Here is a 13,574-nt window from a genome sequence, read left to right on the forward strand (position 1 = left end):
GACGCGCCGCCGCTACGCGGCGGTTCCGGCTTCGCCGGAAAAGAGACTCCCGACTTCGTCGGGAGTGGCATCACTCCGTGATGCCTGCCGGACCCGCTCCGCGGTTCCGGCGGCGCGGGGCGCTAACGCGCCCCGGCCTGGCAGGTCCACGCTCCGCGCGGCCCTACAAAAGCGGCTGGCTGGGTGGGGTGACTCGTTCGGCTGGGCGTCGTTACGGGTGTGGGCTGGCGTGCGGGCATGGTGTCGCAGGAGAACTGCGGACGGTGCTGGGGGTGCATCTGTGAAACACCCGTTCGCCAGTGCCATCGTGGGCTCCATGCTCGACGAGGGGCCTCCCGTCGCGTTCCTCCGGTCGAGTATCGTCGACTTCCAGCCCCGAAGGTCCCTGACCGTGCGGGTTCGAGACAATTAATCTCAACCCAGTGTGTCATGAAGGGTGGCCCGCTAGGTTCTGCACTCAGGATGTCTGTCCGATCGAGCCTGCACTTTTGGCTATGACACGCGAGTGAAGGGCGGAAGATGGTGTGTCATTTCCGACCCCAGCTGAATCCTGAACTCAGCCTCTACCCTAGGAGAGAGAATGCAGAAAGCTGCTGAGGAAGCCAGTTCAGAAAACCGCACGATGATTTCTGTCGCTGAGGTGGATGCTTTGGCCGCTGCCGCGCATGCGGGCCAGGTCGACAAGATCGGCGTGCCCTATATCGAGCATGTGCGTGCGGTCGCGGCCGGCCTCGTCCCCTTCGGTGACGAGTTGGTGATGGCGGGGCTACTGCACGACGTCCTGGAGGACACCGACGTGACCGGTGATGACCTGCTTGAGCGCGGGGTGCCTGCCCGGGTCGTGGGCATAGTGAGGGCGGTGACGAACCAGGCGGACGTCACGTATGACGAGAAGATCCGCCGGATCACCGGCGACCCGCAGGCGACGCTGGTGAAGATCGCCGACAACGCGCACAACAGTCACCCCGACCGTTACGTCCGGTTGCCCGCTGACGAGAAGGAACGGCTGGCGGCGAAGTACTGGGGCTGCGCGGGCTGATTTGTGGCCGGCGGCCGGACGGGCGGATATCGAGGCGGTCGTGTCCATCGTCAACCCGGCCCTGCTCGCCGAGCTCGAGCTGCCGGCCCAGCGGTGACCGGGCAGGTTGCTGAGCGGGTTCTGCGGCTCCAGCGAGTCGATGGCGTCAGGACTGTTGCTCGCGGGTGCTTCAGCGGCCCGCACAAGTGGCCCTGCTGAGGGAGGGGGTGGGCCGGGTGTGGCTGCGGTTCTCCGGTCCACCCGGCTCACAGCTTTTCCCCGAGAGGTATGGGCGCCTGCGCGGGGTTCTGACCTGTCCCCCGGCACCGTGCAATCTCCGGATTCGCATGGGGCCGACTCGGTTGTTCGCCTACTCAAGGAGTCTGATGTGACCGCTTTTTTCGGACCAGGTGCGTGCCGCTGCTGAGGAGCGGGTGCGTGGGTATCTGGCGATCGGGACGGATGCCCGCGTGCGGATTCTTGCTGTCCTGGCCGCTGCGGGGTTATCGCCGAGCATGCCGACGAGCTCTTCGCTGCGGTGGAGGTGGGCGCGATGGCGGACATGCACACGGTCGTGGCCACCGAGCTCTACAACGCGCCGAGGGAACGCGGAGAGCAGTACGGGTGGGCGTGGGATGACGGTGTGACTGCGTCTTTGGAGGCTGTGGTGCGGGCAGGCGACCACCATTACTTCCGTCAGCGTGGACTACCGGTGGACAGCGACGTGGTGGGGAGCTTCAGCGCCGCGCTCGCCTGCGGGCGTGACAGGCGAGCGGAGCGGTGGAAAGGCAGCGAGGCCGGGCTGCCTGCGCCTGCGCCCGGTCCAGCGTCCGCAGGTCCTGCTGCGGGTTCGGTGGCGGCTGCTGGCAGTGAGGTTGCGCAGCAGGGCGCGGACGATGGTGTCCGGTTGCTGGCGGTGGCTGAGGCGGTATTCGGCAGGTTCACCGATCACGTTGGCGACCGGAGTGTTTCCGAGGAGGTCGTGGAGGTTTTGGCGCCGGTGGTCGGTGACGTCGACAGTTTTGGTGTGCGGCTGAACGCGTTCGCCGAGCAGTACCACCAGCGGCTGGCCCAGAACTATGCCGACTATGGGCCGGGCAGTGCCCATCATGTGAGGCAAGGCAGGTATGTGCTGGTCAGACAGCCTGAGAGCCTGATCGTGTGGAAGCTGTTGTCGACATTCCACGGCCGGTTCCGGCTGCGCAATGCCTGGGAGCACAGTGACCTGCCGGAGACGATGCTGACGGATCTGGCAGCTGTCTGGGGTGTCGCCCTGTGACCCGCCCTCGTGGTGCGGTGCTGCGGCCCCACCAGGTCGAGGCGGTCGACGCCGTTGTCCGGGCACTGCAGGCGCCCGCGGACGGGCGGGGGCCAAAGGAGGGACTGCGGTGCCAGTGCATCGCCGCGACCGGCTCCGGCAAAACCCTCATCGCCGCCGCCACCGCCCAGCGCCTGGGCGCGGGGCGGGTGCTCGTCCTGGTGCCGACACTGGATCTGCTGGTGCAGACGGCGACCGCGTGGCGGTGTGAAGGTGGCCGGTCGGGAGCGATGGCCGGGGTGTGTTCGCTGCCGGTGAAGGATTCCGGTGGTCTGCCGTGTACGACGGATGCCTACAAGCTGGTCTCCTGGGTGCGAGGCCTGGAGCGGGTGACGCTGTTTGGTACGTATGCGTCCGTGGATGTACTGCGTACCGCTCACTTGCTCGGTCTGGACGCGTTCGACCTGGTGGTGGTCGACGAAGCCCACCGCACCAGCGGGGACGGGCTGAAGCCGTGGGCGGCCGTGCACGACCAGGACAAGGTGCGGGCGGTGCGGCGGCTGTATATGACGGCGACCCCGCGCGTGTGGGCCCCTCCTGGTGATGGTGGCCAGGGTGGGGAGGCGCGGTTGGTGGCGAGCATGAGTGAGGACTCCCCGATCTTCGGGCCCGTCGCCTACAAGCTCACCCTCTCCGAAGCGATCGAGCGCGGGCTCATCGCTCCCTACCAGGTCGTCTGTGTCGACATCCGTGATCCCGAGTACGGGCACCGGGCGCAGCTGGGGTCGGGGACGGAGCGGGTGCGGGGTGCGCGGCTGGCCGCCTTGCAGGCCGGGGTGCTCACGGCGGCCGCGCGGGAGAACCTGCGCAAGCTGCTCACCTTCCACTCCCGCGTCGCCGAAGCCGAAGCCATGGCCGCCGGGATCGGCGACGTCGCCGCCCGGTTGTGGGAGGAAGACCCGCGCACGTATCCGGACCCGAAGCGGGTGTGGGCGTCATGGCTGCACGGCGAGCATCCGCCGGCCCACCGGCGTTCCGTGCTCGCGCAGTTCGCCTCCGATGTCATCGAGCACCGCCCCGAGCAGCAGGAGTTGAAGGCGGGTGCGGTGCCCCGTCGGGGCGGGCCAGGCAGGCGGGACGGCGGTGGTGGGGCGGTATTGCTGCCTGCTGCTTTGCGGGTGCTTTCCTCGGTGAAAGTTTTGGGTGAAGGCGTCGATACCGCGCATTGTGATTCCGTCGCTTTTTGCGATGTGCGCGGCTCCATGGTGGACATCGTGCAAATGGTCGGACGGGCTCTGCGCATGCAGCCAGGACAGGGAAAAATTGCTTCGTTGGTGGTCCCTGTATTCCTCGGACCGGATGAAGATGCGGACAATCTGCTTACCTCTCCAGCTTATGGAGCCCTCACGAAGGTCCTCGAAGCGCTCCGGGCGCACGACACCGAGACCATCGAAGCACTTGCTGACTCCCGTGCTCGCAGCGGGAGTTGGGAGGAGGAAGGGGCTGAAGGGGCTGAGGATGAGAGTTCTCTGGATGACGCCGACGCCTTACAGGGGGGCGAAGCAGCCGATGCGGTGAGTCCCCGGGCGCAGGAGTTGCTGAAGTTCTCCACCCCGCGCGATGCGGCGGAGCTCGCGCGGTTTCTGCGGCTGCGGGTTCTGGAGCCGGAGGGCGCGTACTGGCTGCGCGGCATCGAGGCCGCGGCCCGGTACGCGAAGGAGTTCGGGGGCGGGCCGCTGAACGTGCCGTACGCCTTTGTGACGCCCGAGGACTGGGCGCCCGCGGGATTCCCGCTCGGGGTGTGGCTGACGCACCAGCGGCGCTCCTACAAGGCCGGGCGGCTCGATGCTGAGCGGGTCGCGGAGCTGGACGGGCTGGGGATGGTGTGGGCGCCGCGCGAGGACGCGTTCGCCGACGGCCTGGTCGCCGCGAAGGCGTGGGCGCAGGCACACGGGCACTTCCTGCCACCCGCCACCGCCACGTGGAACGACTACCCGGTCGGGAAGTGGGCGAAGAACATGCGCGACGCCGCCAAGCTCGCCGACCAGATCGCCGCGCGGCGCGAGGCCGGGGAACCAGTCGGGTCGGTGGCCGGGGCGCTCGCCGAGGAGCGCCGCCAGCAGCTGGACGACATTGACCCCGGCTGGTGCCCCGCCTGGGACGCGGGCTGGCAGCGCTGCCTGCGCCTGGTCCAGGCCCACCTCGCCGACGGCGGGAACCTCCCCACAAAAACGGGGGACGTCGTGGTCCAGGGCGAAGACCTCGGACGCTGGATCACCGCCCAGCACTACGCCTTCGACCAGCTGACGCCGGCGCAGCAGTGGCTACTGGATGTCCTCGGCATCGAGCCGGCCGACGCTGAGGAGCGGCCGGTGAAACGGACCCAGGACGACAAGTGGCGCCTCAACCTCACCGCCGCGCGCCAGTTCCACGCCCGCGAAGGCCACCTTCACGTCCCCCGCAAGCATGTCGAGGAGCTGCCCCTGGAACTGGCCGGGCCCGCCGCTACCGGGCGTGAGAGCACGCCGGAGGGCACCGTCGTGGTCGATCTGGGGATGTGGACGGCGAACGTACGGCGCAGGGCCGACAAACTCAGCGAGCAGCGGCGGTCGGCGCTGGATGAACTCGGCATGCGCTGGTGACGACAGTCGGGAGCTTGGGTGCTTCGCCTGCGTAAGATCGCAGAAGAGTGACCTTGCTGGGCAGGGACCGTTGCTGTCCGTGTGGAACAACACGCTACGGTCATGCCCCGCTTAGCGGTGCGATGGCCGCCTTCACGCGCTGGTACTGGCCGCGGCAGCCCTTGACGGCGATCCTGGTGCAGCACCGCGGTTGTGGCGTGCTCGCCCTTCTCCCACCGCTGGCGAAGGGCACTGAGTAGCCTCTCGGCCACTCCTCAGCCTCGGCCCGGTGCGCTCTGGGCGATCGCCTCGGGACCGACGTCCAGCGCGTCGAGCACTGCGTCGCCGTTCGTTCTCGCCCACTCGGTCAGCATGTGGATCGGATCGATCAGCGTCGCCCCGAGCGGGGTGAGTTCGTATTCGACGCGGGGTGGCATCTCGGCGTAGGCGTGGCGGCGGACGAGGCCGTGCGCCTCGAGCCGTCGAAGCGTCTGCGTGAGCATCTTCCGCGAGATGTCGCCGATCAGCTTGAGCAGCTCGCCGTGGCGCACCGGACCCTGGCTGAGACCGTAGAGCACGGCCACCGTCCACTTGTCGGCGATCAGCTCGACCGCCAGCCGCGCCGGACAGTCGGCGAGGAACTGATCACCAGGCGAGAAAGTGCTCATGTTCTAAACCGTAGTCGGGCCCATGGGTACCTGGTGGTTCCTGTCGAAAACCTAGCCTGGGATCTTCCCCGCCTTCCCTCTTCCCCAGCTAGGAGAGTCATGCGCGTCATCACCCAGCAGACGCTCGGCGGTCCTGATGTGCTCACCATCGAGGACGCGCCCAAACCCCCGCCCTTCCCGGCCGAGGTGCTCGTGCGCGTCAAGGCGATCGGGTTGAATCCGTTGGAGGCACGCCTTCGCGCGGGCGAGTTCCCGCTGCTCGGCCGGCCGCCGTTTGTCCTTGGCTGGGACATCAGCGGCGTGGTCGAGGAGTCACCGCAAACGTGGCGGTTCAGGCCCGGCGACGAGGTGTTCGGCATGCCACTGTTCCCGCGGCCGGCGCGTGCGTACGCCGAATTCGTCTCGGCGCCGGCGCTGCACCTGGTGCGCAAGCCGGTCTCCCTCTCCCACGTGGAAGCCTCCGCGCTCCCGGTCGTCGGGCTGACGGCGTGGCAGGGGCTCGTCGAGCTCGCCGGTGTCAGCGAGGGTGATCGCGTCCTGGTCCACGGAGGGGGCGGTGGGGTCGGCCACGTCGCGATCCAGATCGCGAAAGCCCTTGGCGCGCATGTGATCACGACGGCCAGTGGAGGCAAGCGGGAGTTCGTCGAGGGGTTCGGCCCCGATGCGGTGATCGACTACACAGCGGTCGACTTCACCGACGCGGTCCGGGACATCGACGTCGTGCTCGACACGATCGGCGGCGACACCGTGGAGCGGTCCCTCGCGGTGCTCCGCCCCGGCGGTCACCTGGTGACGGCAACCTCCGAGGACGACCCTCAGCTCATCGCCACGTACGAGGCGGCGGGCATGCGCTTCAGCGGGATCGCGGTCGACCCTGACCCGGTCGCTCTGCGAGGCCTCGTCGACCTCGTCGAACAGGGAAAGCTCCGGGTCCACGTGCAGGAGACGTTCCCTTTCGAGCACGTCGCCGACGCGCACCGGCTCCTCGACGGCGGTCACCTCCAAGGCAAACTTGTCCTCACCCTCTGACACCGGCTGTTCGCGTCAGGACGGGTTCACGGCTGCACTCGTGGTCGCGCGGCTTGTCACACCAAGCACGCCGGGCAAAAGGCGTGGGGGGCGTGACAACCTGCCGTGGCAAGACACCAGTGAGCTGTGTCGTCAGCCTCCACCTGCGCGCCTAAGCGGCTCGGGACCGTCCCTGCGCGCGTGGAGCGCACAGCGGTGACATCGTCGTGCCACATCCAAGGACAGGCCCGTACGGCCGCAAGGTCCTGTGCGGCCGTAGCCATCAGCGACTTGCCCTACACACGGGGCCCGGAGGCATCGTGTCCGGGCCCCGCGCGTGTTCCGTGGCCGCCGCCGCTCGGCTGCCGGGAACGCTACGGCGCGCGGTGACCGACCGGCCGTGGGGGACGTCAACGGACGACCACGCGCGCCTGCTTGCCTCCGTCCTGACCCGCGCACTCAACCTACGTCAGGGCGTACCAGTCCTTGCCGACCGCGCCTACCAAGGAGCCGGCCCATGGGTGACCACCGGACTCAAACGCGCACCCGGCGGCGAACTCACCACGACACAGCGGACCGTCAACCGGACTCTCGCCATCGCCCGCGCACCCGTCGAGCGTGGAATGGCCCGCTTGAAGTCCTGGCGCATCTTCCGCCGATCCCGCTGCAGCCCGAATCGAATGACGTCAATCGCCAAGGCCGTCCTCACACTCGAGCGGCAACGCTGAAAGAGCTCAGTTGATATCGCCGGGTTCGGCGAGCGGCACGGAGAAACGGACCGGTGGAAACACAGACACCGCACTCCGTGCCGACTCAGCAGGCACCCCTGGGGAAGCGCCTCCTGCCCGCAATAAGATTAATCTGGAAGGGCTTGCAGGTAATACTCGAGATCTTCTGAGAAGTCTTCTCCTAGAGCCGTCAAGATTTCGATAGCTCCCGCCTTCGGCAGGATGTATACATCGGCCATCTGGTCAAATGTAGTATTCACGACCCTTTCAACCATGGAGACATCGAGAGATGGCGCGTCGATTTCCCTTGCCGGGAAATCTTCATCCGCTTTGTATGCACGAATAACAAAGGTCACTTCTCTACCTTTCGCGAAGAGTCACCAGGCTTTGTCTGCGATCCCGTTTTCGGGTCGAACTCGCCGAGATGTTTCTTGCCAGTCTTGCTGTATACCTCTACCCTCCCGTGTTGGGAGTCCCATTCGTAAATCTTGCCCTTGGAGTCTTTCCAGCGTGCCCGGAAGCCGCCTCCACCTTGCACGGGAGTCTTGGGCTTGGCGGGCTTGGCCTCCGGAAAGGCATCCAGCTGCTTTGGTGCCTTGATAGGCCCGGAGGCGGGTGGTCGCGACGCCGCCGCTTGCTTGTCCCTGGCGTTGCGCAGGGCAACGTTGAGGCCGTCGTTGAACTGTCCCACTCCGTGGGAGACGATGCCTACTCCGGCTCCTCCAACGGCGATGCCGCCGGTTATGGCAACGGCTCCGCCGAAGCAGCCGACGCCGGTTGCGCACACTGCTGCTCCGCCGATGATCATTTCGCCACCGACGTTGATTATTGCCGAGCCCGACAGCGCCTGTCCGAGGCCGGACCAGATGTCGCCGTTGCTATGATGGCCTGGCCGTAGATGCCGACGGTGTCGGCCGTGCTGCGGAGCCAGTCGGGGATCCAGCTGTCGTCGCCGTCCTCCTCGCCCGGACCGTCGCGGAGTGCAGGTCGGCTACCCGCAGCCGAAGCGGCGGGGACAGTGCCGGGAGTCCTTCCGCATGTCCAGCGTGCGGCTGGAGCCCGGTGGTCTGCGGCATGTACGGATCGGCGGGGAGAAGGTGCCGGGCGGGCAGAAGTCGTTCGTGGTGCGGCTGCACCGTCCCGCGCGGCCGCTGGCCCGGCTGCTCAAGGCGGGCGGGGTGGTCAAGATGGTGACCATCGCACGGGAGGGACATCGCTGGTTCGCGGCGTTCAACGTACGCATCCCGGCGCCGGCCCCTGCCCGGCCCACGCGCCGGCAGCGGGCGGGCGGGACGGTCGGCGTGGACCTGGGCGTGAGCGTGTTCGCTGCGACCTCCGACCCGGTCATCGAGGGTGAGGAGAAGATCCAGAAGTTCGCCAACCCCCGGCACCTGGACCGCGCACAAGCCTCGCTGCGCCGCTGGCAGCGGCGGATGGCGCGGCGCCACGTGAAAGGGGTGCCCTCGTGGCAGCAGTCGGCAGGATGGCGGGAAGCCCATGATCACGTCGTCCGCCTGCAGGCACTGGTCGCTGCCCGGCGGGCCAGCGCGCAGCATCTGCTCACCAAGCGTCTGGTGACGCAGTTCGAGCACGTCGCCATCGAGGATCTGCGGGTGAAGAACATGACCCGCAGCGCGAAAGGCAGCCTGGAGGCGCCGGGCCGCAACGTGCGGGCCAAGGCAGGGCTGAACCGGGCGATCCTAGACGTCGGGTTCGGGGAGATCCGCCGTCAGCTGGAGTACAAGGCCGCCTGGCACGGCACCCGGATCACCGCGGTCAACCCGGCCTACACCTCACAGACCTGCAACCAGTGCGGCCACGTCGACGCCAAGAGCCGCCGCACCCGCGATCTGTTCACCTGCACCCACTGCGGACACCGCACCCACGCCGACATCGGCGCCGCCGTCAACATCAAACACCGCGCCCTGGCCACCGACGAGACAGCCACCGCCACCGCCACCGAACACACAGGACCCGTACAGCGCGGAGATAAGGGATCTGGTCACGGAGCGGTGTGAAGTTCACTAAACGGGCAACACGTGTCCCAAGGCTCACCGGTTCCTTCGGACAAGCAGGGGACTTTCAGCCCCGGGCCGGGACGGCTGCTTGGCCGAACCGGGCGGCGGATTCCTGCCTGACCGGCACCTCTACGGACAGGCAGGAATCCGCCGCCCATCCACCGCGGCTTGCGATCAGCCCGCACCCGGTCACACCCGGCACCCGACGGGCCATCGAATCCCGACGGACGCAGACCGCGACACGAAAAATACGGGGCCCCATCCCAGTTCAGCTCCGGACGGCGGCAACAGTCGAGTCCGGATCTTTGGCCTGGTGTCTTGCGAGGTGTCGGCGTGGGGTGCCGCTGCTCCTCATCCTCGTCGACCAAAGGGCGCGGGCTGGCGCTATGGGGCGCGGGACCACCGAGGGGCGGGGTCCGGGTCCCTCGGCGGCACATGGCCTCGTGCCGCGCGGCACGAGGCCATGTGCCGCGCGCTGGCCACCGCGCAGGAACTGCACGGCCCTGCGAGTCTGCGCCCCCGGGCTGGCATACGTCAGGGATCCGGCCGACAACGGCCGGAAGTCGACCGTGCGGATGAGTCACGGGCCTCGTATACGCAGGCGGATACCTAGCGGAGAATGTACAACTAGCCGAGAAATAGCAGGTATTCACAGCTTTCGCGAATGTCTGCCGCGGTCTCGCCTCATCACGCCGGACCGGCCCGGTTCGGCGGATCGCGAGAGGGGACGCGTCATGCCGGAATCGCCGCTCAGCCGGGCCCAGGACGCCAAGCACCGCCGCGACCTTGCGGGGGAGGTCGCCGCTCTGACGGGTGGGCACCGTCGGCTGATCCGGGCGCCGTGGTATCCCCCGGAGGCCGGTGACCAGCTGGCCATCACGATGGAGGCGACCGAGACGCTGCCGCAGTGGACCGAGGTCTACGAGGTCACCGAGGACGGACGCGCGCTGCGGCTGCTCAGCGAGGACGCGCCCGAAGGGGTTGGGGGTGGCTGGTACGCGGGAGCGCCCGAGTTCCTCGACTCTCGCACTGACTTCCCCGGCCCCGTCAAGCGTCAGGGCGTGCCCGGCGAAGGCGCGCGACCGCCCGCCCGAGCTCCTGGAAAGCCCGTTCCTCGTCCCGCTCGGTGCTTCGCGAGGCATTGAACACGTGATTACGCGCTGAACGGATACGTGCGTAGGCGTCGAAACACGTCACAACGTCAGCGACCGCATCGTCCGGCGGTCCGGACCCGGCATGAGACATACATGAATCCTCCCGCACCCGGTCCACGGCCAGCGCCGAGGGGGGTACGCCAGAGCAGGCCGGCAAAACACGTAGACCACAGCTGCCGCAGCGACCAAGCCGGTGACAGCGGCGCAGCCGTGACTGCCGGGCATCCCTGGCGCCCAGCCCGCCGAGGCTGGCGTGGTCGGGCTGTCCTTGGCCTGGTCATCGGAGTTCACTGTCCTGGCCTCTCTCTGCTGGTATCCCTGCCCACCATGCTGGTCGCCTTCGCCCGCTACAGCCGCGACGGCAGCGCGGTCCTTGGCGCCAACCGCCGCTTCGCCCTGATCATGGTCGTCGGCCCGATCGCAGGGGCGGTCCTCGGCGGACTGCTGCTCGGGGTACTTCCGGACGTGGTCTGAGGCGGCGCGCCTTCGCGAGAATCATGGCGGCATGCAGCAGCGTTGGAGGCGTCGGCGTCACGGCCATCCTTCACCTCTCCCGCCGCGACGCCCGCGGGGCCGGGTCTGTATGACACGCCAGACCCGGCCCGCCCTATCCTCGGGCGGTGTGGGGGCCCCACCGGATACGCGACCACAGCCCCGAGACGGCCCGGACCTGGGCCTACCGGGAGATCCGCCACACTTCGGTAGCCCGACGCCCTGCACGCCGCCATCCATGCGGAAGTGAACACGCCCAACGCCGAGTTCGCGAAGCCGTTGCCTGCATCGGAGGCGGCTGCCGGGTGCCTGGGCGAGGCCGGTGCGCCTGGTCCGCGTTCGCACAGAGGTCGGCCCACCGAGGAACCGGGCCTGCAGGGGGGCGGGGCCCGGGCCCCTCGGTTGCACGAGGTCCCAAGAACCCGCGTGCTGGCCACCGCGCGGGGGTCACGGCGCGGCAAGAACGAGTCTGCTCGCCCTGGTCGGCATATGCCAGAGCGGAGGTCAGGCGAGGTTGGGAAGTCCCTCCGTGTGGGTGAACCGCGGGCCGCGTGTAAGCGGGCGGGCGCCTAGCGCAGAATCCGGGGCATGCGGTGGTGAATGAGCCGGGGGTGCCTGCTTTTGGGTGCGGCACCTCGGCGCGGCGGCGTGCCTGTCCGGGCGAGCAGCATGTTTGCAGGAACTTGGATGTGTCGTGGCAGCTGACTCACCCTCATACCGTCACGGCAAGCGGTGGTGGTCTGTCCTGTCCCAGTCGTGGCAGGCCGGACCACCACCGACCATCAGGCGTCTGACTGGGCACCGGGACACCGGAGCTTCTGGCGCCGCGCCAGGACCTCCCCCTGCACGAGGGGCGGGCGTGCCCCGCGGCTTCCCCGTCCCTGCTCACGGTCGCGGAGGTCCCGCCGACGCGGCCGGGAACGGCACCGCTCCCTGACCCCGGGCGCGCGCCGCCGTCCCTGCCTGCTGCCTGCTTCCTTCTCTTCTTCCAGGTGCTTAGGGCGGTCGGGGGTGCGTATACGGGGTTGTCAGGGTCGCACCAGTCCCGAGAAGGGTGTCTGAACTGCGGTAATGCCCGCTTCGCGGGAACTGGGCACTGACAGATAGTGGTACAGATCTTTGTACTGATCTCTGTACAGATAGCAGTACAGATAGCGTGACGGATCTTGTGCAGGGACGGAGGCGCTGGAGCGCGTCCAGACGCCGTCACGGCCGCGCGCGCCGGGCCTTCTCCCGCCTGGCCCTGCCCGGCCCGCTCTGCCGGGCCGCGTCGGGCGCGGAGGCGGCGCCGACGCGCAACCAGAGACCGCCCCCGCGGCCCGCATCGAACCCCGAGCGCGTGCCCGCCGGCCACCCGCCCAGTCCTGCCCTGCCCTCCCCTCCTCCTTTGACTGCTCGCCTGGTGGCCGGTGGGGGCGCGAGAGGGGTTGTCGACGTCACTGGTGCGCCCTCGCCCGTGGCCTGAGCTGCAGTTTTGTGCTGAAGTTGCTTCGGGTGGGGGTAGTGCCGTTGGCCCCGTGGGTGACCCTGGTGCTGGTCGTCGACGGGAGTGGGGAAGCAGCGGCTGGGGTGCCTTCATCCGACCCGCTTGCCGGGCCGCGAACGCGGAAGCCGCGGCCGACGCGCCAGCAGACCGGCTCCCATCAGCGGCCAGACGCGGGACGTTGCCATCCGCGGCCTGAGCACGACGCCAGGCGCGGTTGTCAGGTGCGGCGTACCGCCTCCGACCAGGCCGTCAGCAACTGGGCGTACTCCTTGCGCTGTTCATCGCTGAGGAAACCACCACTGCGGATCATCAGCAGGCGGATCCGCGCGTTCAGTTCGGCGGCGGACCGCTCCCCCGTCGGCCGCTTGCGGGTAACCGACATGACGCGCAACGTAACCGGTTCACCAAGCCTTGGGCAAAGCTTTCGCGCATATGCCATCGCATCCCGGCCAGACCCCGGCCCGCCGCTTCCTCCACTTGCGCGCCCCCGGAGCCTGTACGCAACTGCTCGAAAAGAGGCCGACGCGCCAACACCACCACGCACGCCACCACACGGCAACGCAACAAGAATGGCCGAAGGCACACACCGCGCGCCTGGGGCTGCTTCCTGTAGTGCCCGTGCATCCAAGGGCACGTGAGGAGCGGAAAAGCGCGGGGGGTTCACTTTAGGTGGGCGGGGATGCGTGAAGGGGCGTAGTGCGCGCTCGGCGTATGCCGGGTAGTGCCCGTACTCAGGCGAGGGCGGCCGCCGTTGTGGGATAGACGCCGATGACGGTGTCGACACCGACGATGCTGAGCAGGCGCTGAACCGGGGCGCTCGGAGCGGCCAGGCGCAGCCAGCCGCCGGCTTCGGTGGCGTGACGGCGGGCGATCAGGAACAGGTTGAGGCTGGTGGAGTCCAGGAAGGTCACGGCGCTCAGGTCGAGGACGATGTTCGGTACGGGAGCCGTACCGGCCTCATCGAGTGCCTGGCGCAGGGGGCGGTTGGTTTCGTAGTCGACCTCCCCCCGGACGGAGATCACCGACACCCCGCCCTCGCTACGTGTGCCGACGGTGGCCAGTTGGGCTCCGGGCGGCGGTTCGTTGGTGTCGGTCACGGCCCTGTTGTACCAGCCTGGCCCGT

General features: G+C 68.4%; 11 protein-coding genes and 2 pseudogenes. 8 read left to right on the top strand and 5 right to left on the bottom strand.

Translation table 11 applies throughout. The features are described from left to right. The first annotated feature begins 622 nt into the window (after window positions 1-622). From C1N81_RS00470 to C1N81_RS00480, 3 genes and pseudogenes are all read left to right on the top strand, one after another. Window positions 623-1,136: pseudogene (locus tag C1N81_RS00470) on the top strand (HD domain-containing protein). Between the two features lie 435 nt (window positions 1,137-1,571). Then, window positions 1,572-2,297, top strand: coding sequence for a hypothetical protein (locus C1N81_RS00475; RefSeq protein WP_394425569.1), 726 nt, complete (start codon window positions 1,572-1,574; stop codon window positions 2,295-2,297). Next, window positions 2,294-4,918: a DEAD/DEAH box helicase gene (locus tag C1N81_RS00480; protein WP_394425571.1), complete on the top strand. Its 2,625-nt coding sequence runs from the start codon at window positions 2,294-2,296 to the stop codon at window positions 4,916-4,918. Before C1N81_RS00475 ends, C1N81_RS00480 begins: the two co-directional genes overlap by 4 nt. 254 nt (window positions 4,919-5,172) lie before the next feature. Here C1N81_RS00480 and C1N81_RS00485 read toward each other — a convergent pair whose 3' ends face one another. Further along, the gene (locus tag C1N81_RS00485; protein ID WP_394425573.1) at window positions 5,173-5,565 is read right to left on the bottom strand and encodes a winged helix-turn-helix transcriptional regulator; all 393 of its coding nucleotides are present in this window, start codon (window positions 5,563-5,565) and stop codon (window positions 5,173-5,175) included. A 99-nt stretch (window positions 5,566-5,664) separates the two neighbouring features. On the opposite strand from C1N81_RS00485, the gene C1N81_RS00490 reads away from it, so the two are divergent. Together C1N81_RS00490 and C1N81_RS00495 are read left to right on the top strand one after the other, a co-directional pair. Then, entirely contained in the window at window positions 5,665-6,594 is a 930-nt protein-coding gene (locus C1N81_RS00490; protein ID WP_394425574.1) for an NADP-dependent oxidoreductase, read from the top strand. A 365-nt stretch (window positions 6,595-6,959) separates the two neighbouring features. Next, a complete protein-coding gene (locus C1N81_RS00495; RefSeq protein WP_394425577.1) occupies window positions 6,960-7,301 on the top strand; it encodes a transposase family protein in 342 nt (113 codons plus the stop codon). Between the two features lie 128 nt (window positions 7,302-7,429). On the opposite strand, the gene C1N81_RS00500 is transcribed toward C1N81_RS00495, so the two are convergent. After that, window positions 7,430-7,657 carry a hypothetical protein gene (locus tag C1N81_RS00500; protein WP_394425579.1) on the bottom strand — a complete coding sequence of 76 codons (228 nt, stop codon included), beginning with the start codon at window positions 7,655-7,657 and terminating at the stop codon, window positions 7,430-7,432. Then, window positions 7,654-8,109 carry a colicin E3/pyocin S6 family cytotoxin gene (locus tag C1N81_RS00505; RefSeq protein ID WP_394425580.1) on the bottom strand — a complete coding sequence of 152 codons (456 nt, stop codon included), beginning with the start codon at window positions 8,107-8,109 and terminating at the stop codon, window positions 7,654-7,656. The genes C1N81_RS00500 and C1N81_RS00505 overlap by 4 nt, the downstream gene beginning before the upstream one ends. 172 nt (window positions 8,110-8,281) lie before the next feature. Between C1N81_RS00505 and C1N81_RS00510 the strand changes: the two genes are divergently transcribed. The 3 genes and pseudogenes from C1N81_RS00510 to C1N81_RS00520 form a co-directional block, all read left to right on the top strand. Further along, a complete protein-coding gene (locus C1N81_RS00510; protein ID WP_394425582.1) occupies window positions 8,282-9,319 on the top strand; it encodes an RNA-guided endonuclease InsQ/TnpB family protein in 1,038 nt (345 codons plus the stop codon). 734 nt (window positions 9,320-10,053) lie between these two features. Continuing rightward, entirely contained in the window at window positions 10,054-10,464 is a 411-nt protein-coding gene (locus C1N81_RS00515; protein WP_394425584.1) for a hypothetical protein, read from the top strand. Between the two features lie 309 nt (window positions 10,465-10,773). Beyond that, a pseudogene (locus C1N81_RS00520) lies at window positions 10,774-10,947 on the top strand (sulfite exporter TauE/SafE family protein); the annotation flags it as partial. 1,721 nt (window positions 10,948-12,668) lie between these two features. Here C1N81_RS00520 and C1N81_RS00525 read toward each other — a convergent pair. Together C1N81_RS00525 and C1N81_RS00530 are read right to left on the bottom strand one after the other, a co-directional pair. After that, window positions 12,669-12,833: a hypothetical protein gene (locus tag C1N81_RS00525; protein ID WP_394425586.1), complete on the bottom strand. Its 165-nt coding sequence runs from the start codon at window positions 12,831-12,833 to the stop codon at window positions 12,669-12,671. Between the two features lie 349 nt (window positions 12,834-13,182). Beyond that, window positions 13,183-13,548 (bottom strand): STAS domain-containing protein, encoded by a 366-nt coding sequence (locus C1N81_RS00530; RefSeq protein WP_394425588.1) that lies wholly within the window; start codon window positions 13,546-13,548, stop codon window positions 13,183-13,185. Window positions 13,549-13,574: the final 26 nt, after the last annotated feature.

Source organism: Streptomyces sp. SGAir0957 (assembly GCF_043523415.1).

What these genes read in the sequence shown, in the direction of transcription:
- C1N81_RS00475 (WP_394425569.1), top strand. Translation starts at nt 1,572, where the DNA reads ATGGCGGACATGCACACGGTCGTGGCCACCGAGCTCTACAACGCGCCG.
- C1N81_RS00485 (WP_394425573.1), bottom strand. Translation starts at nt 5,565, where the DNA reads ATGAGCACTTTCTCGCCTGGTGATCAGTTCCTCGCCGACTGTCCGGCG.
- C1N81_RS00490 (WP_394425574.1), top strand. Translation starts at nt 5,665, where the DNA reads ATGCGCGTCATCACCCAGCAGACGCTCGGCGGTCCTGATGTGCTCACC.
- C1N81_RS00505 (WP_394425580.1), bottom strand. Translation starts at nt 8,109, where the DNA reads ATGATCATCGGCGGAGCAGCAGTGTGCGCAACCGGCGTCGGCTGCTTC.
- C1N81_RS00515 (WP_394425584.1), top strand. Translation starts at nt 10,054, where the DNA reads ATGCCGGAATCGCCGCTCAGCCGGGCCCAGGACGCCAAGCACCGCCGC.
- C1N81_RS00525 (WP_394425586.1), bottom strand. Translation starts at nt 12,833, where the DNA reads ATGTCGGTTACCCGCAAGCGGCCGACGGGGGAGCGGTCCGCCGCCGAA.